At 62.2% G+C, this 22,363-nt stretch carries 25 protein-coding genes; 16 read left to right on the forward strand and 9 right to left on the reverse strand.

The features are described 5' to 3' along the window. Positions 1 to 7 precede the first annotated feature (7 nt). The 4 genes from cydB to ACN9MY_RS12550 are packed head-to-tail and all read right to left on the reverse strand — an operon-like array spanning position 8 to position 3,477. Positions 8 to 1,150 (reverse strand): cytochrome d ubiquinol oxidase subunit II, encoded by a 1,143-nt coding sequence (gene cydB, locus ACN9MY_RS12535; RefSeq protein WP_426322706.1) that lies wholly within the window; start codon positions 1,148 to 1,150, stop codon positions 8 to 10. After that, entirely contained in the window at positions 1,147 to 2,703 is a 1,557-nt protein-coding gene (locus ACN9MY_RS12540) for a cytochrome ubiquinol oxidase subunit I (protein WP_426322708.1), read from the reverse strand. The genes cydB and ACN9MY_RS12540 overlap by 4 nt, the downstream gene beginning before the upstream one ends. Continuing rightward, positions 2,687 to 2,896, reverse strand: a complete 210-nt coding sequence (cydP, locus tag ACN9MY_RS12545) for a cytochrome oxidase putative small subunit CydP (protein ID WP_426171059.1) — start codon at positions 2,894 to 2,896, stop codon at positions 2,687 to 2,689. Before cydP ends, ACN9MY_RS12540 begins: the two co-directional genes overlap by 17 nt. Then, positions 2,893 to 3,477 carry a GbsR/MarR family transcriptional regulator gene (locus tag ACN9MY_RS12550; protein ID WP_426171061.1) on the reverse strand — a complete coding sequence of 195 codons (585 nt, stop codon included), beginning with the start codon at positions 3,475 to 3,477 and terminating at the stop codon, positions 2,893 to 2,895. The genes cydP and ACN9MY_RS12550 overlap by 4 nt, the downstream gene beginning before the upstream one ends. A 116-nt stretch (positions 3,478 to 3,593) precedes the next feature. On the opposite strand from ACN9MY_RS12550, the gene modA reads away from it, so the two are divergent. From modA to ACN9MY_RS12585, 7 genes are all read left to right on the forward strand, one after another. Further along, positions 3,594 to 4,328 carry a molybdate ABC transporter substrate-binding protein gene (modA, locus tag ACN9MY_RS12555; protein ID WP_426322713.1) on the forward strand — a complete coding sequence of 245 codons (735 nt, stop codon included), beginning with the start codon at positions 3,594 to 3,596 and terminating at the stop codon, positions 4,326 to 4,328. A 3-nt stretch (positions 4,329 to 4,331) separates the two neighbouring features. After that, positions 4,332 to 5,006, forward strand: coding sequence for a molybdate ABC transporter permease subunit (gene modB, locus ACN9MY_RS12560; protein WP_426171065.1), 675 nt, complete (start codon positions 4,332 to 4,334; stop codon positions 5,004 to 5,006). After that, entirely contained in the window at positions 5,003 to 5,683 is a 681-nt protein-coding gene (locus tag ACN9MY_RS12565) for an ATP-binding cassette domain-containing protein (protein WP_426337403.1), read from the forward strand. The genes modB and ACN9MY_RS12565 overlap by 4 nt, the downstream gene beginning before the upstream one ends. Further along, positions 5,676 to 6,476: a TOBE domain-containing protein gene (locus tag ACN9MY_RS12570; protein WP_426337404.1), complete on the forward strand. Its 801-nt coding sequence runs from the start codon at positions 5,676 to 5,678 to the stop codon at positions 6,474 to 6,476. The genes ACN9MY_RS12565 and ACN9MY_RS12570 overlap by 8 nt, the downstream gene beginning before the upstream one ends. A gap of 77 nt (positions 6,477 to 6,553) precedes the next feature. Beyond that, positions 6,554 to 6,916 carry a DUF805 domain-containing protein gene (locus ACN9MY_RS12575; protein ID WP_426171070.1) on the forward strand — a complete coding sequence of 121 codons (363 nt, stop codon included), beginning with the start codon at positions 6,554 to 6,556 and terminating at the stop codon, positions 6,914 to 6,916. Between the two features lie 4 nt (positions 6,917 to 6,920). After that, positions 6,921 to 9,119, forward strand: coding sequence for an FAD-binding protein (locus ACN9MY_RS12580; RefSeq protein WP_426337405.1), 2,199 nt, complete (start codon positions 6,921 to 6,923; stop codon positions 9,117 to 9,119). 1 nt (position 9,120) lies between these two features. Then, positions 9,121 to 10,140: a hypothetical protein gene (locus ACN9MY_RS12585; RefSeq protein ID WP_426337406.1), complete on the forward strand. Its 1,020-nt coding sequence runs from the start codon at positions 9,121 to 9,123 to the stop codon at positions 10,138 to 10,140. Positions 10,141 to 10,216: 76 nt separating this feature from the next. Here ACN9MY_RS12585 and ACN9MY_RS12590 read toward each other — a convergent pair whose 3' ends face one another. The 3 genes from ACN9MY_RS12590 to ACN9MY_RS12600 form a co-directional block, all read right to left on the reverse strand. After that, positions 10,217 to 10,504 (reverse strand): KGG domain-containing protein, encoded by a 288-nt coding sequence (locus tag ACN9MY_RS12590; RefSeq protein ID WP_426171074.1) that lies wholly within the window; start codon positions 10,502 to 10,504, stop codon positions 10,217 to 10,219. A 120-nt stretch (positions 10,505 to 10,624) separates the two neighbouring features. After that, a complete protein-coding gene (locus ACN9MY_RS12595; protein WP_426171075.1) occupies positions 10,625 to 11,170 on the reverse strand; it encodes a hemerythrin domain-containing protein in 546 nt (181 codons plus the stop codon). 57 nt (positions 11,171 to 11,227) lie between these two features. Continuing rightward, the gene (locus ACN9MY_RS12600; RefSeq protein ID WP_426337407.1) at positions 11,228 to 12,238 is read right to left on the reverse strand and encodes an NADP-dependent oxidoreductase; all 1,011 of its coding nucleotides are present in this window, start codon (positions 12,236 to 12,238) and stop codon (positions 11,228 to 11,230) included. 104 nt (positions 12,239 to 12,342) lie between these two features. Here ACN9MY_RS12600 and purU point away from each other — a divergent pair, with 104 nt between their 5' ends. From purU to ACN9MY_RS12635, 7 genes are read left to right on the forward strand one after another with little or no spacing between them, the layout of a single operon-like run. Beyond that, positions 12,343 to 13,212, forward strand: a complete 870-nt coding sequence (gene purU / locus ACN9MY_RS12605) for a formyltetrahydrofolate deformylase (RefSeq protein WP_426322723.1) — start codon at positions 12,343 to 12,345, stop codon at positions 13,210 to 13,212. A gap of 6 nt (positions 13,213 to 13,218) precedes the next feature. Beyond that, entirely contained in the window at positions 13,219 to 13,755 is a 537-nt protein-coding gene (locus ACN9MY_RS12610) for a YaeQ family protein (RefSeq protein ID WP_426171081.1), read from the forward strand. 31 nt (positions 13,756 to 13,786) lie between these two features. Beyond that, complete coding sequence (locus ACN9MY_RS12615) at positions 13,787 to 14,506, forward strand: M48 family metalloprotease (protein WP_426337408.1); 720 nt, start codon at positions 13,787 to 13,789, stop codon at positions 14,504 to 14,506. Between the two features lie 15 nt (positions 14,507 to 14,521). Then, positions 14,522 to 14,941, forward strand: a complete 420-nt coding sequence (locus ACN9MY_RS12620; protein ID WP_426337409.1) for a DUF2946 domain-containing protein — start codon at positions 14,522 to 14,524, stop codon at positions 14,939 to 14,941. A gap of 35 nt (positions 14,942 to 14,976) precedes the next feature. Beyond that, positions 14,977 to 15,423 (forward strand): copper chaperone PCu(A)C, encoded by a 447-nt coding sequence (locus ACN9MY_RS12625; RefSeq protein WP_426337410.1) that lies wholly within the window; start codon positions 14,977 to 14,979, stop codon positions 15,421 to 15,423. Positions 15,424 to 15,433: 10 nt separating this feature from the next. Then, the gene (locus ACN9MY_RS12630; protein WP_426171088.1) at positions 15,434 to 15,820 is read left to right on the forward strand and encodes a YcnI family protein; all 387 of its coding nucleotides are present in this window, start codon (positions 15,434 to 15,436) and stop codon (positions 15,818 to 15,820) included. 9 nt (positions 15,821 to 15,829) lie between these two features. After that, entirely contained in the window at positions 15,830 to 18,064 is a 2,235-nt protein-coding gene (locus ACN9MY_RS12635; protein WP_426337411.1) for a TonB-dependent receptor, read from the forward strand. A 141-nt stretch (positions 18,065 to 18,205) separates the two neighbouring features. Here the strand turns inward: ACN9MY_RS12635 and ACN9MY_RS12640 are convergent, their stop codons facing one another. After that, positions 18,206 to 18,976: a head GIN domain-containing protein gene (locus tag ACN9MY_RS12640; RefSeq protein ID WP_426337412.1), complete on the reverse strand. Its 771-nt coding sequence runs from the start codon at positions 18,974 to 18,976 to the stop codon at positions 18,206 to 18,208. Positions 18,977 to 19,115: 139 nt separating this feature from the next. On the opposite strand from ACN9MY_RS12640, the gene ACN9MY_RS12645 reads away from it, so the two are divergent. Both ACN9MY_RS12645 and ACN9MY_RS12650 read left to right on the forward strand, forming a co-directional pair. Beyond that, a complete protein-coding gene (locus tag ACN9MY_RS12645; RefSeq protein ID WP_426322735.1) occupies positions 19,116 to 19,751 on the forward strand; it encodes an SAM-dependent methyltransferase in 636 nt (211 codons plus the stop codon). Positions 19,752 to 19,829: 78 nt separating this feature from the next. Beyond that, the gene (locus ACN9MY_RS12650) at positions 19,830 to 20,942 is read left to right on the forward strand and encodes a type IV pilus twitching motility protein PilT (protein ID WP_426171094.1); all 1,113 of its coding nucleotides are present in this window, start codon (positions 19,830 to 19,832) and stop codon (positions 20,940 to 20,942) included. Positions 20,943 to 21,068: 126 nt separating this feature from the next. On the opposite strand, the gene ACN9MY_RS12655 is transcribed toward ACN9MY_RS12650, so the two are convergent. After that, positions 21,069 to 22,352 (reverse strand): c-type cytochrome, encoded by a 1,284-nt coding sequence (locus ACN9MY_RS12655; RefSeq protein ID WP_426322737.1) that lies wholly within the window; start codon positions 22,350 to 22,352, stop codon positions 21,069 to 21,071. Between the last annotated feature and the right edge of the window lie 11 nt (positions 22,353 to 22,363).

Genomic DNA, 22,363 nt, shown 5'->3' on the forward strand with positions numbered 1-22,363 from the left:
ATTCCTTTCAATAAGCGGTGTGTTCGTTTTCGTGAATATGGGCGCTGGTGACCTTGCCGCGCACCACGCGGTACACCCAGCTTGTGTACATCACGATAATCGGCAGCATGATCACCACGACCCAGAACATCACGGCCAGTGTCTTGTGGCTGGAGGTGGCGTCCCATGCAGTCAGGCTGTGCGAGGGCGCCAGCGAAGACGGCAGGACGAAGGGGAACATGGCGCCGCCAACAGTGAGCAGGATGCCGGCGACGCTCACGCCGCTGGCAAGGAAGGCTGCAACGGTGCGGCCTGCGGCGCTGAGCACGATCACCAGCACGGCGCCGAGGATGGCTGCCGCCGGGAAGGCCAGCGTCAGCGGCCAGTGCGAATAATTGTCCATCCATGCGCCGGCGGCAAGTACCACGGTTTTCGCCGGAGGCATGAAGGCGGTGCCGGCATCGGGCATGGCGGTGATGCGGTAGCCGGGCAGGGACGTGGCGACCCATAGTCCGGCGGCGGCGAACAATACGATGGTCAACGCGGCGGCAACCATCGCCATGCGGCGCGCGCGCTCGGCGATGACGCCCTCCGTCTTCTGGTGCAGGAAGGTGGCGCCGTGCATGGCGAGCATGGCGACAGCCAGCACGCCCGACAGCAGGCCGAATGGGTTGAGCAACTGGAAGAAATTGCCGGTGTATTCGAGCCGCAGCAGGTCGTCGTAGCGGAACGGGACGCCTTGCAGCACGTTGCCCATGCCGACGCCGAAGATCAGCGGTGGCACGAAGCCGCCGATGAACAGTCCCCAGTCCCAGCTGTTGCGCCAGCGCGGGTCGGCGATCTTGCTGCGGTAGTCGAAGCCCACCGGCCGGAAGAACAGGGCGAAGAGGGCGACGAGCAGGGCGATGTAAAGGCTGGAGAATGCCGCGGCATACACCAGCGGCCAGGCTGCGAACAGCGTGCCGCCCGCGGCTATGAACCAGGTCTGGTTGCCTTCCCAGGTCGGGCCGATGGTGTTGATGATGACGCGGCGTTCGGTGTCGTCCTTGCCGAGGAAGGGGAGCGCCATGCCGACGCCGAAGTCAAACCCATCGGTCAGTGCAAAGCCAAGCAGCAGTACGGCGACGAAGCACCACCAGATCACCTTATAGGTTTCGTAGTCGAAGATCATGCTTGCTGCTCCCAATGGTATTTGCCGGTGTGCAGGGCGCTTGGGCCGAGGCGGGCGTACTTGAACATCAGCTTCATTTCAATCACCAGCAGCACGGTATAGAACAAGGCGAAGCCGGCCAGGCTGAAATACAGGTTCGATGGCTGGATGCTGGAGGCCGACAGGTGGGTCGGCAAAATCCCCGCAATCGTCCAGGGCTGGCGGCCGTATTCCGCCACGATCCAGCCCAGTTCCGCGGCAATCCACGGCAGCGGGATCGCCAACACGGCCAGCTTGAGCAGCCAGCGCTGCGGCGCCAGGCGCTGGCGGATCAGGAAGTAGAACGAGGCGCTGAAGATGAACAGGAAGGCCAGGCCAAGTCCTACCATGCCGCGGAAGGCCCAGAACAGCGGGGCTACTTTGGGGATGGTGTCATCCACCGCCATCTTTACCTGGGCGTCGGTGGCGTCGATCACGTTTGGCGTGTACTTCTTGAGCAGCAGACCGTAGCCCAAGTCTTCCTGCAGCGCTTTGAAGCCTGCCAGCGCCTCGGGCGACTTATCGCCGGCCTTGATGCGCGTCAGTGCGGCATAAGCTTTCATGCCATTGCGGATGCGGACTTCGTGGTTCGCCTTCAGCTCGGAAATGCCAGTGACCGGCTTGTCGATCGAGCGAGTGGCAATGAGTCCCATGACGTAAGGGATCTTGATCGCGTAGTCGGTGCGTTGATGCTCGTCGTTGGGCAGTCCGAATACGGTGATGCCGGCAGGAGCGGGTTCCGTGTGCCATTCGGCTTCGATGGCGGCCAATTTGACTTTGTTCACTTCACCCACGGTGTAGCCGGATTCGTCCCCCAGCACGATCACGGACAGGGTCGAGGCCAAGCCAAAGCCTGCGGCAATCGCGAACGAGCGCAGGGCAAACGCCACGTCGCGCGCCTTTAGTAAATACCAGGCGGAGACGCCGAGCACGAACATGGAGGCGGTGACATAGCCTGCCGCCACGGTATGCACGAACTTCACTTGCGCCACCGGGTTGAAGATCACGTCGGCGATGCTGGTCAGTTCCATGCGCATGGTTTCGACATTGAACTCCGCGCCGACCGGATGGTTCATCCAGCCGTTGGCGATCAGGATCCACAGCGCGGACAGGCTGGAGCCGAAGGCCACCAGGAAGGTGACGAGCAGGTGCTGGCGCCTGGAGAGCTTGTTCCAGCCGAAGAAGAACAGGCCGACGAAGGTTGATTCGAGGAAGAAGGCCATCATGCCCTCGATCGCCAATGGCGTGCCGAAGATATCGCCCACATAGTGCGAGTAATAAGCCCAGTTGGTGCCGAACTGGAATTCCAGCGTGATGCCGGTGGTAACACCCATGGCAAAGTTAATGCCGAACAGCTTGCCCCAGAACTTGGTCATGTCGCGATAGATTTCGCGGCCGGTCATCACATAGACCGACTCCATGATGACCAGGATCCAGGACAGGCCCAGCGTCAGCGGGACAAACAGGAAATGGTATAGGGCGGTGAGCCCGAACTGCAGCCGGGACAGGGCAACAACTTCATCGACGGGTGCCATCTTTGACCTTTTCGGTAAGGGTTGGCGCGGGCGCCGCCAGCAGGTGTTTTTCCACCTGCCCGGTCGGCAGCCGCATTTTCTTGGTTTGCGGATGCGAGAAGAAGGCGTACCACAGGCCGTACAGCAGCAAGGCCTTGACGGCCAGTGCGATCGTGATGGTCAGGGCCAGGCTGTGGCGGCCGGGGGGCTTCATTTGCTGTCCTCTTCAGCCTCGCTGCGGCTGGAGCGGAATTTGCCGCGCACAACGTCGCCCACATCAAGCAGCTTCTTGACGGTGGAGCCCATTTTCATCAGGGAAGCCAGGGTGTCCGGCGACAGGCGCTGCACGTCGTCGAACCAGGAGCTGGAAAGCTCGATCAGTTCATACATCTCGCGCATGCGTTCCTGGGCATAGCGGTCTTCCGCCGTGGAGGCGGATTCGAGCATCGCGTCGCGCAGCATGGACAGGGTCGGTTCGACCTCGCGGCGGCGCCGTTCTTCCAGCAAGGCCTTGAAAATGTCCCACACGTCTTTCGGCGGTTCGAAATATTCGCGGCGATCGTTTGGCTGGTGCAGCAGCTTGACCAGGCGCCAGGATTGCAGTTCCTTCAAGCCCATGGAAACGTTGGAACGCGAAAATTCCAGGTGCTCTGCAATTTCATCGGCATTCAGCGGGCGGTTGCTGACGTAGAGCAGGGCATAGATTTGCCCGACAGTGCGGTTGATCCCCCAGCGGCTGCCCATTTCGCCAAAGTGGAGGATGAATTTCTGTGCGAGGGGGCTCAGGTTTACCATTTCTTGATCTGCTTCCTTGAGTTTTTGAATTTTCAGGATTTCCTGAAATTATAGGACGATTCAAAAAACTTTGCGCTGTATAATCGTGTATATTGCGCTTTTGCAAAGGAATGCTGATGAAACGTATCACTGCTGTCTTGCTGTTGGGCGCCGCTGGCGCCGCCTCTGCTGCAGATATCACTGTATCCGCCGCAGCCAGTCTCAACAACGCTTTCCGTGAGGCAGCAGCGGCCTACGAAGCAGCCCATCCGGGCGACAAGGTCCTGCTGAACTTTGCAGCATCCGATGCGCTGGTGGCCCAGATTGCCAAGGGGGCGCCGGTGGATGTCTTTGCCTCCGCCGACCAGGACGCCATGGACAAGGCCCAGCCGCACCTGGCGCCGGGCAGTCGCCGCGACTTCGCCAGCAATCGCCTGGTGGTGGCTGTTCCGTTCGGCAGCAAGCTGGAACTGCGCACGTTGGCCGACTTGCGCCAGCCGGCGCTGCAGCGGCTGACCACGGGCAATCCGGCCAGCGTGCCTGTTGGCCGCTACACCAAGGGCGCGCTGGAAAAAATAGGGCTGTGGGGCGAACTGGAACCCAAATTCGTGTTCGGAACGAATGTGCGCCAGAGCCTTGACTATATCGCCCGTGGCGAAGTCGAGGCAGGCCTGGTGTACCAGACCGACGTCGCTTCGCAAGCGGAGAAGGTGCGCACAGCGATGGTGGTGCCGACCAGGACGCAGATCACCTATCCGCTGGCCGTCATCAAGGACGCGCCAAATCCGGTGGGTGCGCGCGGTTTTGCCGATTTCATCATGTCCGCCGGCGGCCAGGCCATCCTGGCGCGCCACGGATTCGGAAAACCATAAGCAATGGATGCTGCGCTGATCGCCCTTGGCCTGTCACTGAAGGTGGCGTTGTGGGCCACCTTGATTGACCTGGTCCTGGGTGTCGGCTTCGGCTACCTGCTGGCGCGCGGCCGCTTCCCCGGCCGCGATGTGCTGGATGCCTTGCTCACGCTGCCGATGGTGATGCCGCCGACGGTGCTGGGTTATTACCTCCTTGTGCTGATCGGCCGCAATGGCCCGTTAGGTCATTGGCTGCAGCAGCACTTCGGCATCAACCTGATCTTCACCTGGCAAGGTGCAGTCATCGCGGCAGCGGTCGTCGCTTTTCCGCTGGTGCTGAAAGGTGCGCGCTCGGCCTTCGAAGCTGTCGACGTGCAGCTGGAGCAAGCCGCCCGCGTGCTGGGCGTGCCGCCGCTTGGCGTATTCCTGCGTGTCAGCCTGCCGCTGGCGTGGCGCGGCGTGCTGGCCGGCACCTTGCTGGCTTTCGCTCGTTCGATGGGCGAGTTTGGCGCCACGCTGATGGTGGCGGGAAGCATTCCCGGCAAGACGCAAACGCTGTCGATTGCCGTCTATGAGGCGGTGCAGGCGGGGCAGGACGATACGGCCAACCTGCTGGTGATCATTACGTCGCTCACCTGCATTATCGTGCTGGTGGCTGCGAACCGGCTGGTACCGAATCGCGCGCAGGGGGCGGCATGACGATCAGTGTGAATATCCGCAAGGCCCTGCGCGCCGGGCCGCGCAGCTTCCTGCTCGATGCGCGGTTCGAATCGGCGAGCAAGCGGGTCGTGATTTACGGCGCATCAGGTGCCGGCAAGAGCCAGATGCTGAAAGCGATTGCCGGCTTGTCGCGTCCTGACAGCGGCATGATCGAACTGGATGGGCAGAAGCTGTTCGACAGCAGCACGGGAATCGATGTGCCGACGCGCAAGCGGCGCGTAGGCTACCTGTTCCAGGACTATGCCTTATTCCCGCACCTGAACGTGCGGCAGAATATCGGCTTCGGCCTGCAGCGCGGCTGGTTCAATCCGTCGCATCGCGGCGAGCCGGAAGCAGTGCGCTATTGGCTGGAAGCCTTTGGCCTGGCCGAGGTCGCGCATCAGCGGCCGGCGGAATTATCCGGCGGCCAGCGGCAGCGCGTGGCGCTGGCCCGTGCGCTGGTGGCGGAACCGAGTGCGCTGCTGCTGGACGAGCCATTCGCTGCGCTGGACCCGGCGCTGCGCGTGCGCATGCGCGCCGAACTCGATAGCCTGCAGCGCCGGCTCGATATCCCGATGCTGCTGATTACGCATGATCCCGACGACGCCGCCACTTTCGGGGGGCATGTATTGACGATGGCTGACGGCCGCGTGGCCGGAGAGGGCAGCAATGGTTAAAGAGGTCGCACTGCAAGGCGAGGTGTGGATCACGCTTGATGGCAAGGACTTCGGCGGCCACCAGCGCGTCGAATTGCTGGCCAGCATCGCGCAGCATGGCTCGATCACGCAAGGCGCCAAGGCAATCGGCATGAGCTACAAGGCTGCATGGGATGCGATCGATGCGATGAACAACCTGGCCGGCGAACCGCTGCTGGAACGATCCGCCGGCGGCAAGGGCGGCGGCGGTACGCGGCTCACGCATCGCGGCGCGCAGCTGGTGGCGAACTTCCGCCGCATCGAATACGAGCACAGGGTGTTCATGAAACACCTGAGCCGCCAATCGCAAGGGTTGGCAGATGATTACCTCCTGTTGCAATCAATGAAAATGAAAACCAGCGCGCGCAATCAATTCTCCGGAACCGTCACACGCATCAAGCCGGGCGCGGTCAATGACGAAATCATCCTGCGCATTGTTGGCGGCCAGGAGATTGTTGCAATCATCACACACGAGAGCGCAGAAAGCCTTTGTTTGCAAGAAGGAACGGAAGCTTTCGCTTTAGTTAAGGCTTCTTCGATCATCCTGGCGACCGGCGAAACCGGCAAACTGTCGGCGCGAAATCAGCTGCGCGGCACGGTATGCCGCGTGCAGCCTGGCGCCGTCAATTCCGAGGTGACCATCGCCTTGCCCGGCGGCGGCACCATCGCGGCCACTGTCACGCGCGACAGCGAGCAAGCGATGGAGCTCGAAGTGGGCATCGAAGCAACCGCCTTGTTCAAGGCGTCGAGCGTGATCATCGGTGTTCCGATATGAATTCCGTTTTGCAACCTTATGAGGATTTGCTAAGCTAGTCCACTTTTCGGGCCCGCCCCGTCCTTTGTGGAAAAGAAATGGAACTGCTAGCAAAATATTTCCGATGCCAGGGGCGCATCAATCGCCGCACCTGGCTGACACGTATCATCGCGCTTGGCCTGGTCTGCCTGGCCTTCGGCATGCTCGCCAATGAGCTGCTTGGCGATCCCGGCGCCGCCGCGTTCGCGCTGGCCTTCACCTGGGGCGCTCTGGCCGTCTCCACCCAGCGCCTGCATGATATCGGCCGCTCCGGCCCGAGTCTTCTTTTGCTGTTGATCCCTGTCCTGGGCCCGCTCTGGGTACTGCTCCTGCTTTGCCGCCGCGGCGGAGAAGGCAAGAACCGCTATGGCGACGACCCGCTGTCGCGCCACGATTACCTGCAAGTGAACATCGCAAAGTAAGACTATGCCAACTGTAAACGACGTCACCCAGCTCAACCCGATCAATGTCTACGCGGTAGCGACACCAAGCACCACGGCCGACCTGCAGGATGCGTTGCGCAAGACCAGCCTGCCGATTTCCATCGGCGGCGGCCATTTCAGCATGGGCGGCCATACGGCCAGCCCCGGCAGCCTGCACCTTGACCTGCGCGGCATGAACCGCGTGCTCGAATTCTCGCCGGCGGACCGCCTGATCCGCGTGCAGGCCGGCATCCGCTGGTGCGATATCCAGCGCTTCATCGACCCGCACGGGTTGTCGGTGAAGATCATGCAGACCTATGCCAATTTCACCGTCGGCGGCGCGCTGTCGGTCAATGCCCACGGGCGCTATATGGGCCTGGGCCCGGTGGTGCTGTCGGTGCGTTCGATTACGCTGGTGCTGGCCAGCGGGGAAGTGCGCGAAGCGAGCCCGCAGCAGGACAGCGAGCTGTTTTACGCGGCAATTGGCGGCTACGGCGCGATCGGCATCATCGCCGAGGCGGAGCTGGAACTGGTGCCGAATACGCGCGTGCAGCGCGGCAGCGTAAAGCTGGCGACCAGGGATTACCCGGCGTGGTTCGACGTGAATGTGCGCGGCCGCAAGGAGATCACTTTCCATAACGCCGACCTGTATCCGCCGCAGTACAACCGTGCGCGCGCCGTGACCTGGACCGTGACCGACCTGCCGGCCGACAAGCCGCGCCTGCAACCGCTGAACCGCGCCTACCTGGCGGAGCTGTATTTCCTGTGGTCGGTGTCCGAATCGCCGTTCGGCAAATGGCGCCGCGAGTACCTGCTCGACCCGCTGCTGTACCGGAAGAAGAAGGTCCACTGGCGCAATTACGAGGCCGGCTACGACACGGCGGAACTGGAGCCGCTGGGCCGCACCGAGCGCACCTACGTGCTGCAGGAGTATTTCGTGCCTTGCACGCGCATGGACGAATTCGTGCCGAAGCTGTCGGCTATCCTGGCCAAGCATCGTGTCAACACCATCAATATCTCGATTCGCCATGCACTGTCCGATCCGGGCACCTTGCTGTCGTGGGCGCGCGGCGAGACCTTCGCTTTCGTGCTGTACCACAAGCAGCGCACGCGCGACAATGCGCGCGAACGCGTTGGCGTGTGGACGCGCGAGTTGATCGACGCCGTGCTGGAATGCGGCGGCACCTACTACCTGCCATACCAGCTGCACGGCACGCATGAACAATTCCACCGCGCCTACCCGCGCGCGAAAGAGCTGTTCGCCATGAAGCGCGAGCTCGATCCCGAGTACCGCTTGCGCGGCGCCCTGTGGGACAAATACTATGCGCCGACGCTGGACCTGAACCCGGATGGCGAAGCGGCGCGCCGTTCGCTGTTCCATTCGGTGTACGGCAGCGAGCGCGAAGCGGACAAGTTCTACGCCTTCCTGCAGAACATCTTCAACCTGTTCCCGGAAGACCGCTTCCACACCCTGATCCGCAAGGCGACCACCGAAAACGACGACGAGGAATCGATCTACCGCGCCTTGCAGGCTGGCCTGCCGGGCATTACGCCGCCGCTGTCGCTGCTGCGTTATGCCTTGCCGTCATTGATGGTGCAGAAAGAAGAAATGGGTGTTCAGGCCAAGCGCCTGCTGGGCGACCAGGTGTTGAGGGATTACGTGGAGATCGGCACCACCGGCCGCTACGTCAACGCACTGCGCAAGCACCTCAAGCTGAAGGGCAAAGTGACGCTGGTGCACGACAAGGCGCCAGGCTATTCTCCTGTCGATATCGTGGAGCGGGGCGGCTTGCTGCAGGTCGGCAAGTTCGTGCAGATGAAGGACTTCGCGCCCATCGAACTGCCGGAGCAAAGCGCGGACCTGGTCAGCTGCTTCGTCGGCCTGCATCACATGGAACCGCACAAGCTGGCGCCGTTCCTGGCGTCGGTGGCGAATGTCGTGCGTCCCGGCGGCTATTTCGTGGTGCGCGACCACGACGTGAAAGACCGCGCCATGGACGATTTCGTCAGCCTGGCCCATTGCGTGTTCAATGCCGGCCTGGGCGAGCCGTGGGCGGTCAATTCGTCGGAGCTGCGCTTCTTCGCTTCGGTGGACGAATGGATCAAGCGCGTGGAAGCAGCCGGCTTCGAGCACACGGGCGAGCGCATCGTGCAGGCTGGCGATCCGTCCGCGAACGTCCTGATGGCCTTCAAACGGATCTGATATGCGCAAACTCTTGCTGGCTTTGAGCCTGCTGGCCGCTTGCCTGACCAGTTCCGCCGAAAGCCCGATTGCGGCGGAACAACGGCGCAGCGTGGAGCAGACTTTCCTGACCTTCCCTGAATGGTTCCTGGTGCACAGCCCGGCCGAATACGCCCGCTATGTGAAGCAGCATCCGGCCCACAACTTCCCCTTCCTCGGGCATGTAGGCCAGATCTGGACCAGTTATGCAGCCGTGACTGAAGAACAGGTGCGTGCCAGGTATCCGGGCAACGCCGGCTATCACGTGATGATCGGCGTCATCGGCGGCAGTACCTCGGTGGAATATGGCTTGCGCTCGCTGTATGAAAACACGCTGGGCCGCATCAGCTGGGCCACCGCCTCGGCGCTGACGCCGGAAGACGAATACGGCGCGCGCGTGGCGCAGGATTACGTCGACTTCATCCGCAAGGAGCCTTGGTACCTGTACAACTTCAGCATCAAGCTGAAAGGCCTGTGGACGGATACGCCGCTGTTCGGCGCCAATATGCTGCGCAAGCTCGAGCGGCGCTATGCCTTGACCACCGAATACCTGGTGAAGGCGGCCTACGGCAAGTTGATCAAGCTGGCGACCAGTGCCGCCTACGAGCCGGCCCTGATGACGACGCAGGTGGTGGTCGACCACGAGCCTTACGACCTGGCAGACATGCCCAACGTCAAGCTGCTGCGCATGCTGGACGATGGCCGCGCCGTGCTGGAGCTGCCGCGCTATTACGACTTCCGCCTGGCAGCAACGCGCCTTGGGCTGCAGGACGTGCAGTTGCAGGACATTGCCGGCAACAGCGGCGTCATCCTGGTGACGGTACTGACGCGCGGGCAGGGCACGGCGGCGCCACCGGACACGCGGGTGTTGTTCGAACAGCCGATCCTGACCGAACCGGGGCGCAAGCGGGTGGCGCTGGTGATGCGGGTGTCGGCATTGTCACGCTACCTGGTCGACGCGCCGCGCCAGGGCGTCGAGGTGGAGCACGTGTACGACTATTAATGCCGGCCGCTGCTGGCGACGCGCTGGAGCGCGCCGTGCTTGACGCAAGGCGCGGCCAGCGCTCGCCAGGCAGGCCTCAGCCTGCTTCGCCTTTTTCGCCTTGCCGGTTGCCGCCGCGCGCAGTCTGTCGACTCTCGCCGCCTTTGCGCCCGATTTCCGCCATGTGCTCGCGGTTGCGGCTCACCACTTCGCCGCCTTTCTGGCCGGCGCGGCGCGCTTCTTCCGGGGTGAATTCATGCGCCGTGCCCTTCTGGTGCGCGGCCTGGCCGCCCTTGCTGGCAATCATGCGCTGGGTTTCCTTATCCATCGCTGCGAAGCCGCGCTTGCCATTGCCGATTCTGACCTGCTCGTCCTGTGTAGCCATGATCCACCTCCCTCAATGTGCCCAGAAATCCGGGCGTGTGCCCGGGCCGGAAGCAGCGTCGCGGCTGCTTCTTGGGCTTGGAGGGAAGGTCTGCAATAAAGTTCAAACTTTTTTTTCGGTTCAGGAACCAGCCTGCCCGGTGGCGGAACGTTCGCCCTCCGCTTCGGCGGTGTTGTTGCCGCGCACCGGGGTGGCGCCGAAGTCATGCTCCAGTTCTTCCTTGCGGTCCTTGAGCTGTTCGCACAGTTCGGCCAGGTTGGCATCGCTCTGGCGGACTTTGGGGAACATTTGCTGTTCTTCTTCGGTAACGTGGTGTTCCACGCATTCGTGCAGTTTTTGCACGGTGGCATCCAGCTCGCCGTTCCCGGTGGCCATGCCGCGAATGTGCTCGACCAGCTCCTTGATCGAGCCATGCTCCTCGAGGGCTTCATCGACTTGCTGCTGGTGGCCGGTCTCGGCGCGCACAGCGGGATAGAAAATCTCTTCTTCGATGGTGGCGTGAATGGTCAGGTCCATGCAGATTTGCTGCGCCAGGTCGTGCTTCAATCCCTGGTGCGAGGCATCGCATTTCTCGAATTCACGGAACAGTTTCTTGACCTTGTCGTGGTCGGCGGTGAGTAGCGCCACGGCATCTTTTGCCGTGGCGCCCTGGTTTTGCTGGCTCATGCTGGCTCCTTCGCTGCGTCGGTTAGGCCGCGCAGAAGGAGCCGCAGGGGAAGGGGCTCAGGCGACTTGCAGCACCAGCTTGCCGAAGTTCTTGCCTTCGAACAGCATGGTCAGCGCCTGCGGGAATTTCTCGATGCCTTGCACGACATCTTCCCGGCTTTTGATTTTGCCTTCCTGCAGCCATTTGCCGAGCGCGGCAACGGCTACGTGGTAGCGGTCGGCGTAGTCGAACACGACCATGCCTTCCATGCGCGCGCGGTTCACCAGCAGGGACAGGTAGTTGGCCGGTCCTTTGACCGCCGTCGTGTTGTTGTACTGCGAAATTGCGCCGCAGATCACGATGCGGGCCTTCAGGTTGATGCGCGTGAGAACGATGTCGAGGATGTCGCCACCAACGTTGTCAAAGTATACGTCAACGCCATTTGGACAGTGTTCCTTCAGGCCGGCTCGCACATCGCCGCCCTTGTAGTCGATGCAGGCGTCGAAGCCGAGCTCATGGACCACGAAATCGCATTTTTCCTTGCCGCCGGCAATGCCGACCACGCGGCAGCCAAGCTGTTTGGCCACCTGGCCGACGGTCTGGCCGACGGCGCCGGCCGCGCCGGACACCACCACGGTTTCGCCGGCTTTCGGCTGGCCCACTTCGAGCAGGCCGAAGTAGGCGGTCATGCCCGGTATGCCGAGGGTGTTGAGCCAGGTGGTCGCGGGAGCCAGGCGGGTGTCGATCTTGTGCAGGCCGGCATGACGGTCGTCGGCGGCGCCGACCCAGTACTGCTGCACGCCGAAGCCGCCGCCGACCTGGTCGCCCACGGCAAAGCGCGGCGATTTGGAAGCGACCACCTCACCCAGGCCGCCGGCGCGCATGACTTCGCCGATGCCGACCGGGCGGATATAGGATTTGGCGTCGTTCATCCAGCCGCGCATGGCGGGGTCGAGCGACAGGAAGAGCGTCTTGACCAGCACTTCACCGTCGGCCAGCTCGCGCACCGGCTCCTTGGTGATTTGCCAGTCGCTGTCCTTGGGCAGGCCGACCGGACGGGCGGCGAGGCGGAACTGGGTGTTCTCCATTTTTGCTCCTTTTTTATAAAAAAGTACGGTCATTCTATTCCGGAATTTGCCAGACGTGGCAATGTTCATGCGACAATACCGTCCCGCCCATGACTTGAAATGCCATGAATCACCCAGAATACATCCTTACGCTCTCTTGCCACGACCAGCGCGGCATCGTCCATCGTGTATCGGGATTCCTGGCTGAACATGGTTGCAACATCATCGATTCCGCCCAGTTTGGTGACGCGGAAACGCAACGATTCTTCATGCGCGTGCACTTTGCGCGCGAGGATGCCGCGTTTACCGATGCCGCACTGCGCGAGGATTTCGCCAAGGTGGCGGAAGCCATGGGCATGGAATGGGCGCTGCACGATGCGCACGCCAAGCCGCGCGTGATGCTGATGGTGTCCAAGATCGGCCACTGCCTGAACGACCTGCTGTTCCGCTACAAGAGCGGGCTGCTGCCGGTCGACATTCCAGCCATCGTGTCCAACCATATGGACTTCTACCAGCTGGCGGCCAGCTACAACATTCCATTCCACCACCTGCCGCTGGCAACCGGCGCGCCGGAGGAAGCCAAGCTGGCGCAGGAAGCCCGCATCGCGGAACTGATGGAGAACCACAAGGTGGACCTGGTGGTGCTGGCGCGCTACATGCAAATCCTGTCGCCGTCGATGTGCGAACGCCTGAAAGGGAAGGCGATCAACATCCATCATTCCTTCCTGCCCAGTTTCAAGGGCGCCAAGCCTTATGCGCAGGCGCACAAGCGCGGCGTGAAGCTGATCGGCGCCACCGCCCACTTCGTGACCGGCGACCTGGATGAAGGCCCGATCATCGAGCAGGACGTGGAGCGCGTCGACCACGCCATGGATTCGGATGCGCTGACCGCGATCGGCCGCGACGTCGAGTGCGTGGTGCTGGCGCGCGCCGTGAAATGGTTCGTCGAACATCGCATCCTGCTGAACGGCGACCGAACTGTAATCTTCAAATAATTAGTAATGGCACTGAAATCTACGATCTACAAGGCGGAACTGTCCATCGCGGACATGGACCGCAATTACTACGCAACCCATATGCTGACCCTGGCGCGCCATCCGTCCGAAACGGATGAACGCCTGATGGTGCGCATTGTCGCCTTCGCGATCCACGCCGATGAAGCGCTGGTGAATGCGAAAGGCATTTCCGATACCGAAGAACCTGACCTGTGGCAGATGGACCTGACCGGCGCCATCCAGTTGTGGATTGAAGTCGGCCAGCCGGACGAGCGCCGCATCCTGAAGGCCGCCGGGCGTTCCGAGAAAGTGATGGTGTATTCCTATAGCTCCGCCTCGCACGTGTGGTGGAAGCAGCTCGCCAGCAAGATCGACCGCGCCAGGAACGTCAGCGTGGTGAATATCGATGCCGAGGCCAGCGCCGCGCTGGAAAAGATGGCGCAGCGTTCCATGCAACTGCAGTGCACGATCCAGGACGGCCAGATCTGGCTGACCGACGGCGCCACCACCGTGGAAGTCACGCGCGAGGTCTGGAAGTCCTGATCCGGCGAATCGGTGGCAGAATGTGCTCATCATGTTGCGCTACCTGATTGCCTTTCTATTCCTCGTCCAGGGGGCCACGGCCCAGGCGGTGACGCAGGCTGAAGTCATGGCCGGTTCCGCAAAGCTGTATCGCGGGCAGCTCGATGAGCTTCGCAAAGGCTATCGCCTTGTCGACGATGAGCGTTTTGGCGCGCGGGTGGCAGCGCTGGCGCGCCCCTTGATCGAGCAGGCGAAGCGCGAGTTTCCGGAAACGACCGCATGGGACTGGGAGCTGCACACCACGACCGACGGCGATGCCAATGCCTTTGCCATGGCGGGTGGAAAACTACTGGTCAGCCGCGCCTATGTCGATGAGCTGGCGCTGTCCGATGCGGAACTGGCAATGCTGCTGGCGCACGAAATCATGCACGCGGTACTGCGTCACAACCTGAAGGAATTCGAAGAGGCGCTGCGGCTCGAGCCGGGGCGGGCGACGCAGCCCTTCGCCGAATTCGAATACGATATCGACAACGATAGTGCCCTGATGCGCAAACTGGCGAGCTTCAATCAGCAACAGGAATTGGAAGCCGACCGCGAAGGCCTGCTGTTTGCGGCGCGCGCCGGATGGCCGCCGCAGGCGCTGGCGGCCTATTTCCGCAAGCTGGCAAAGCACAGCCACTCCCCCAATGTCGCACGCTTCGACCATCCTTCACCTGCCAGCCGCTGGCACGCCGCGCGGGAGCTGGCTGCGCAAATGGAAGCGTCCCGCTAGGCTATAATGCCCGCCATGCATATCAAATCGTCAACCCGCTTGCGCTGGATCTGGATCGCGTGCTTCGCCATCCTGATGAACGCACTTGCGCCGGCAATTTCGCATGCGGTGAACGGCAAGCCGCGCACATGGGAGATCTGCCTGAACGACGGCACGCGCGTGACCGGTGTCGGCGATCTCGATTACGCCACCTTCGTGGCCGTGACCGACCGCAGCAAAGCGCAGTCCCCGGCGCGGCCGATGGCGCAAATGGACATGGAAGACTGTTCCTACTGCTTGCCGCATGCCGGCTGGTTTGGCCTCCCGCCAACCGACCTTGCCTTGCCGTTGCCCCTCGACGGTGCGACCATGCGCCCAACCCTGTTCTACCAGTCGCCACAACCACTGCCGGTGTGGTCTGCGTCCAATCCGCGAGGACCGCCTGCACACGCCTGATTTCGTCCCCCATTTAACGAATCAAGGAGTGAAAAATGAAAAAGCAGTTCTTCGCGTTCGCAATGTCGATCGCCTTCGCCGCCTCCGCCGCGGCACAAGTTACCGTGCGCGAGCCATGGATTCGCGCCACCGTGCCGGCCGCACAGGCCACCGGCGCCTTCATGGAGCTCGTTTCCAAACAGGACGCGCGCCTGGTGGAGGTGCGTTCGCCTGCCGCCGGCATTATTGAAATCCACCAGATGTCGATGCAGGGCGACCGCATGATGATGTCGGCCGTCGAAGGCATCGACCTCCCGGCCGGCAAACCGGTGGCGCTGGCATCCGGCGGCTACCACATCATGATGATGGACCTGAAGCGCCAGATGAAGGCGGGCGAAATGGTGCCCATGACGCTGGTGATCCAGGGCAAGGGCAAGAAGCAGGAGACGGTGCAAGTGCAAGTGCCGGTCAAGCCGCTGTCGTACACCGCTCCCAAGCACTAAGGAGCCGACCATGAAAAAATACCTGATGGCCGCAGCACTGCTCGCGGCAGCGTCCGCGCACGCCCATATCTCGCTGGAGCAGCGTGAATTTGCGGCGGGCAGCTACCAGAAGCTGGTGTTCCGTGTCGGCCATGGTTGCAATGGCAGCCCCACGGTGGCGGTCAGCATCCGGCTGCCGGAAGGCTTTGCGCCGATGAAGCCCATGCTGAAGAATGGCTGGAGCATCGAACGCACGCCCGACAGCCTGGCCTGGCGCGGCGGTCCCTTGCCTGACGAGTTCTACGACGAATTTGTCATGTTCGGCAAAATGCCGGCGGCGGGCAGCCACACCTTCAAGATCGTCCAGTCCTGCCAGTTCGGCAGCGCGAACTGGGAAGCCACCCTCGAAACGCGCTAGGGGCTGATCATGAAATGCCAATACAAACCGCTGGCCGCAATGCTGGCGGCGATGGGCCTGGCTTGCCCGGCGCAAGCGGACCACGTGGTGACGATCAACGGTGGCCGCCCGACGTCGCTGCCTACGCAGATACCGACCACGATCGAAGGGATCACCGGGGCGCAGGTGGAAGACCGCATCAACGCCTTCGATAGCGAGGATGCGCTGAAATACCTGCCAAGCCTGAATGTGCGCAAGCGTTTTATCGGCGATTACGACCATGCTGTGCTGGCCAGCCGCGCTTCCGGCACTGGCAACAGTGCACGTTCACTGGTGTATGCGGACGGCATCCTGCTCTCCAACCTGCTGGGAAATGGCGCAAGCTACACCCCGCGCTGGGGATTGGTAACGCCGGAGGAAATCGAACGCGTCGACGTGCTGTACGGTCCGTTTTCAGCCGCCTATGCAGGCAACTCGGTGGGCGCGGTGGTGGATTTCCAGACCCGCATGCCAAGCAAGCTGGAGGCGCACGCCAAACTGTCGTGGGTGAGCCAGGATTTCGAGCAATACGGAACTGATTCTCGCCATGCCGGCAGGCAGTACAGCGCCTCGCTGGGTAATCGGACGGGCGCCTTGGCGTGGTGGCTGAACCTGTCGCGCCTTGACAGCGACGGCCAGCCGATCGCCTTTGCCAACAAGCTTTTGTCGGCAGGCGTCGCGCCAAAACCGGGCGAGCCGGCCGGCGTGGCCGTGACAGGCGCTGTTGGGGATCGCAATCCCGCCGGCAAGGATTGGTACATCCTTGGCAGCACGGGCCAGGTGAACACGGTGCAGGACCACGCCAAGCTGAAGCTGGCATATGATTTGTCGCCAACGCTGCGTGCCAGCTACACGCTGGGCTGGTGGCGGAACGACGTGGTGCGCAGTGCCGAATCGTATTTGCGCGATGGCGCAGGCAATGCCGTGACCAGCGGCGCAATCAATATCGGCGGCAAGCGTTTTACGCTGCTGCCTTCCGACTTTGCTGGTGCGCGTGCGGACCTTGAACATCTGATGCACGGATTGTCGTTGAAAACGCACGGGCGCGGCAGCTTCAATTGGGAAATCGCCGGCAGTGCTTACGACTATTCGCGCGACCTCGCACGAGTGCCGACAGGAGGCGGGCAGGGCAACCTGACCGATATGGGAGGCAGTGGGTGGAACACTTTGGCGTTACGCGGTAGCTGGCGCGCTGGCACTGTGCACCAAGTGGAGTTTGGCGTGCAGCGCGAGAATGCCAGGTTGCGCACGCATGTGACCAGCGTGGCGGACTGGATCGCAGGAGCAGGCGGCAAGCATGTGTCGACCTTCAATGGCAATACGCGGCTTGAGAGCCTGTATGCGCAGGACACCTGGCGGCTGTTGCCGGATTGGAAGGCAACGCTTGGCCTGAGGCAGGAAACCTGGCGCGCATATGGTGGACAAATCTCGGCTGCGACTGGAAATCTGCTGCCTTTCACCGAACGCCGCGAGCAGGCCTGGTCGCCCAAGGCTGCGCTGGCGTGGCGTGCAGGCGAGACCTGGAGCCTGAAGGCATCCATCGGCCGTGCGGTACGTAATCCGACCGCGGCGGAGCTGTTCCAGGGTTCCATCGTGGACGACAGGATCGTCAACACGGATCCGAACCTGGGTGCCGAGAAATCGTGGACCAGCGAGATGACAGCGGAGCGCATGACAGCGCAGGGTAGTGTGCGCGCCACGCTGTTTGGCGAAGCCACGCGCGATGCCTTGTATTCGCAGCCGCTGACTGCGACTGTGAATACGGTACAGAACGTGGGCAAGATCCGTACACGTGGGTTGGAGTTGTCGCAACAGGCTGACGACGTCCTGACGCATGGGCTGACGCTGCAAAGCAGTCTTACCTATGCGGATTCCGAGATCGTCTCGAACGATGCCATGCCTTCCAGCGTCGGCAAGCGGCAACCGCGCGTGCCGAAGTGGCGCGCGAATGCCTTGGCGTCTTACCATGTGGGCCAGCACTGGACCGGTACATTCGGTGTGCGTTATAGCGGCAAGCAGTTCGGCACGCTGGATAACAGCGATCCGAATGGGGCAACGTATATGGGAGTGTCGGACTACCTGGTCGCCGACGTGCGCTTGCGCTACCGCTTCAATCGCCAGTGGACGGCATCGGTCGGCATCGACAACCTGAACGGCGAAAAGTACTGGGCTTTCCACCCATATGCCCAGCGCACGTTCAGCGCTGACCTCAAGTTCGACCTCTAAGCCCCCAGTGAACAACGCCCCGCCGGGGCGTTCTCCTTTGCGCGGCTTGACAAGCTGATCGCAGGTGAAAAATTAGAAGAATTTCTGAGGGACGATGGCCCGTGAACTTTGTGGCGACACGGGCCGGGACAGAGGCATTGATCAGTTCGGGTTGCCAGTCAGGCGCTTCACGCTGCCGGAGCCCATCACGCTCTTGGTGAGCTGCGGCTCACCGTAGTAGCTGACATCGCCCGAGCCAGCCACGCTGACCGACAGCGATTGCTTGGCCCACACCACAGCGCGGCCTGAACCGCCAATGCTGACCGCAGCTTCGCGCGTCGCCAGTTGCCCGGTGCTGACCTTGCCCGAACCGCCAATCGACACCTTCAGTTTGTCGGCCGAACCGCTTGCCTTCAGGTTGCCGCTGCCGCCGAGGGAAACGGTGACGGACTCGCCTTCGATATTGCGCAAGTTCATGGAGCCGGAGCCGCCGACATTGAAGGACAGTTTGCCGCCACGCAGGCCTTCCGCATCGACCGAGCCGGAGCCGCCAACCGAAATTCGTTCCAGATTCTTTGCAATGATCACAACCTTCAGGTTGCGGGTATCGAACTGCAGGTTGGGACGGACAGGACGAATCTGCAGGGTGCCGTCTTCGACCACGGTTTCGATCAGCGGCAGGATGTTGTCATCCGATTCGATGCTCACGCTCTCGGTACTGCCGATGCGGACTTCGACGCTGCCGGGCAAGCCCAGGCCAAGGCCGGTGAAGTTGGCCGCTTCCCGCGCCTGCCTGGAGATTTTGCCATTGCCCTGCACGCGTTCGCCGGCAAACCAGCCCAGCGGGGCGGCTGAGACCACGGCAACCGGAGCGGCGACAGCAAAAACGGAAGCGGCGACCAGGGCATTGCGCATTGCAGCAGACATCTTCATCTTGTTTCTCCTCAATTTGAATAAGAAACATCGTATCGAAGCCGGCGCCCTGATGCCTGCGCAATGCGACAGGACGCCGCCTTGCGGGAACAGAATGCAAATGCCGCGGGCAGGGCGTCGCTCCTGTATCATTTCGCCCATGCTTACCATCATCATCAAACAGGGCAAGGAGAAATCCATCCTTGCCGGCGATCCCTATATTTACCTGTCCGCCATCGAGCGCGTCGACGGCCGTCCCGCAGAGAAAAACAAGCCAGGCGCCACGGCCACGGTCGTGTCCTCATCGCGCCAATTCCTGGCCCGCGCCGCCTATAACGCCAAGTCGCAGATCGCAGCCCGCGTCTGGACCCTGCGTGAAGACGAGCCGGTCGACCACGCCATGGTGAAACGGCGCGTGCGTGCCGCCATCGCGCGCCGCATCCATTCCCTGCAAGCGGCGCGGCCAGATGAGCTGGTGCCGATCGTGCTCGGCGATGAAGATGGCTTGTCCGGCCTGCTGGTGCAGAGTTATGGCGGCAAGGATGGCTACCTGGTGTGCCAGTTCCAGTCGGCTGCGGTGGAAGCGTGGAAGATCGCCATCGTGCAGGCCCTGATTGCCGAAACTGGTTGTCAAAATGTTTACGAGCGTGCGGACAAGCTGATTCGGGAAGGAGAAGGCCTGCATGTGAAGTCGCGTGCGCTGGCCGGCGAGGAACCGCCGCAACGGCTGACTGTGAGCGAGCGCGGCCGCAGTTTTGCCTACGATCTCCGTACCGGATTTGAATATCCGAAATAAATGTTGTTCACCAGCCACTTACATTCTACAAAGCAAATGCAATAGAATCTTGCGTAACAATTGGAGAACACAGGCACAATGGAAACCTCGCAAATTCGCACCCTGACGTATATCGAGAACGAAGACCACCCGGTCTTTGGCACCCTCGTCGAGCAAATCCTGCACCTGCTGAATTCCAAACTGGTTTTTTCGGACATCCTGATCCACCAGAACAGCCCTTTGCTGCTGCGCCAGCCGAAGGGCCTGGTGGCCGTGACCGATTCGCCGATCACGCGCGAAGAGCTGGAAGAATTCTTTGAAGTGGTGGAGCCAAACTGGCGCGAACGCATCCAGGACCGCGCCTTCGACCGCGCCATCGACCTGCACACTGCGCGCATCCGCGCCAACTGCTTCAGTTTCCAGGGCAAGAAGCGCCTCGGCTGCGTGATTCGCCGCTTCCCGAAAGAACCGCTGCTGTTGTCTGGCCTGGGCCTGCGCCCGACGGAAGAAAAGTTCGCGCAGCTCTCGAGCGGTTTGGTGCTGATTATTGGCGACACCTGCCAGGGCAAGTCGACCACCATCGCCTCCATGCTGGACGACATCAACAAGAACCGTTCCGGCCATATCATCACCATCGAAGACCCGGTCGAGACCCTGATCCCGCAACGCAAGTGCGTGATCACCCAGCGCGAAGTCGGCTTTGACGGCGACGTTGAAACCTTCGACCTGGGCGCCAAGGATGCGCTGCGCGAACGTCCCGACGTGATCGTAATCGGCGAGATCCGCGATGCGGAGACCGCACACGAAGCGCTGGCGCTGGCCGAATCCGGTCCGCTGGTGCTGGCCTCGCTGCATGCACGCTCGACCGAGCTCGGCCTGCAAAAGATGATCCGCCTGCTGGGCAACACCGAACCGCAACGCCAGGCACTGGCGCACGCCCTGCGCGGCGTGCTGTGCCAGGCGCTGATGCCGGCGATGGATGGCGACCGCTACTACTTGGGTACGGAAAGCCTGACCGTCAATCCCGACGTGGCGGCCGTGATCGAAAACGGCAATGTGGCCGACCTGCGCAATGTCATGGAGCGCAAGTCCGCCCCCGGTTGCTACACGATGAACGAATGCCTGCGCAAGCTGCTGGCCGAAAAGAAGGTCAGCATCGAAGACGCCCGCCACGCCACCACCGACCGGCTCGGCTTCGCCGACATGCTCTAAGAACAGCCGAGCCCGTGTCACACCTTGGGGTCACACCCCGAGTGTGACACGGGCTCATCCGATACCAGTTGAGGCCGTGTCACAGTTTGGGTGTGACCCCAGGGTGTGACACGGACTGGGCTGTAGTTATTCCAGCGGTACGTTGCGGTAGCGGTTGACCGTGCTGCTTTCGACCGGTGGGGCGTTGTTGCCCCATGCGGCGCGCAGGTAGGACACTACTTGTGCTACTTCCACATCATTCAAAGAATGGCTGAACGGCGGCATGCCGTAGGGACGCGGGTTGCCTGCCGTGCCGGGGGCGAAGCCGCCATTCAGCACAATGCGGATCGGGTTTACCGCTTCGTCCATCGTCAGCGCGCGGTTGCCGGCCAATGGCGGGTAGTGCGGCGCGATGCCTTCGCCTTTTTCACCGTGGCAGTCTACGCACGCCTTGCTGTAGATCTTTTCGCCCGCTGCGAGAAAGGCGGCGGCTTCAGGTTCCTTTGAACGTTCGTACGGCTCGCGGCTGCCGCTTTCGTTCGGCAGCGATTTGAGGTACACGGCCATGGCGCGTGCGTCTTCATCGCTCAGGTGCTGCAGGCTTTCGCGCACGACTTCCGCCATCGGGCCGAACACGGTGGCGCGCTGCGAGACGCCGGTCTTCAGCAGGTCGGTGATGTCTTTTACTTCCCAGTCGCCCAGGCCGGCTTCCCGGTCGGAGGTGAGCGAGGGCGCGTACCATCCCAGCACGGGAATCAGGCCGCCTGACAGGCCTTTGTCGCTGGCGCCCAGGGCGTTGCGTTCGCTGTGGCAGGCAATGCAGTGGCCGGGGCCTTGCACCAGGTAGGCGCCGCGGTTCCATTCGGCGGACTTGCCGGCGTCTGGCGTGTACACGGCGGGCTTGAAGTACAGGGCGCGCCATACCGCCAGCATGGCTTGCTGGTTGTAGGGGAAGCGCAGGCTATGCGGCTGGCTGGCCTGCTTCACCGGTGTGATGGACTGGAAGTAGGCGTACAGCGCGTCCGAGTCGTCGCGCGTCATTGCGGTGTAGTTGGTGTATGGGAAGGCTGGGTACAGCAGGCGGCCATCCTTTGCCTTGCCGTTGTGCAGCGCGTTCCAGAAATCGTCGGCGCTCCAGTTGCCGATGCCGGTTTCCTTGTCTGGCGTGATGTTGGGCGACATCACGTTGCCGAACGGCGTTTGCAGGGCGCGGCCGCCGGCAAAGGCGGCGCCGCCGCGCGTGGTATGGCAGGCCATGCAATCGGCGGCCTTGGCCAGGTAGGCGCCGCGCGCCGCCTTTTCCGCGATCGGCATGGTCTTCGAGGCGGCGCTTGGCGCCGGGCCGGTGTCGTGCTTGGGCCAGAGGAAGCCGACCGCTGCGACGACGAGCAGCAGCGGTACGGCGATGGCGATTTTCGTATTGCGCTTCATGGTCGGTTCTG

This window comes from Pseudoduganella sp. R-31 (genome assembly GCF_049913235.1).
Taxonomy (GTDB): domain Bacteria; phylum Pseudomonadota; class Gammaproteobacteria; order Burkholderiales; family Burkholderiaceae_D; genus Rugamonas.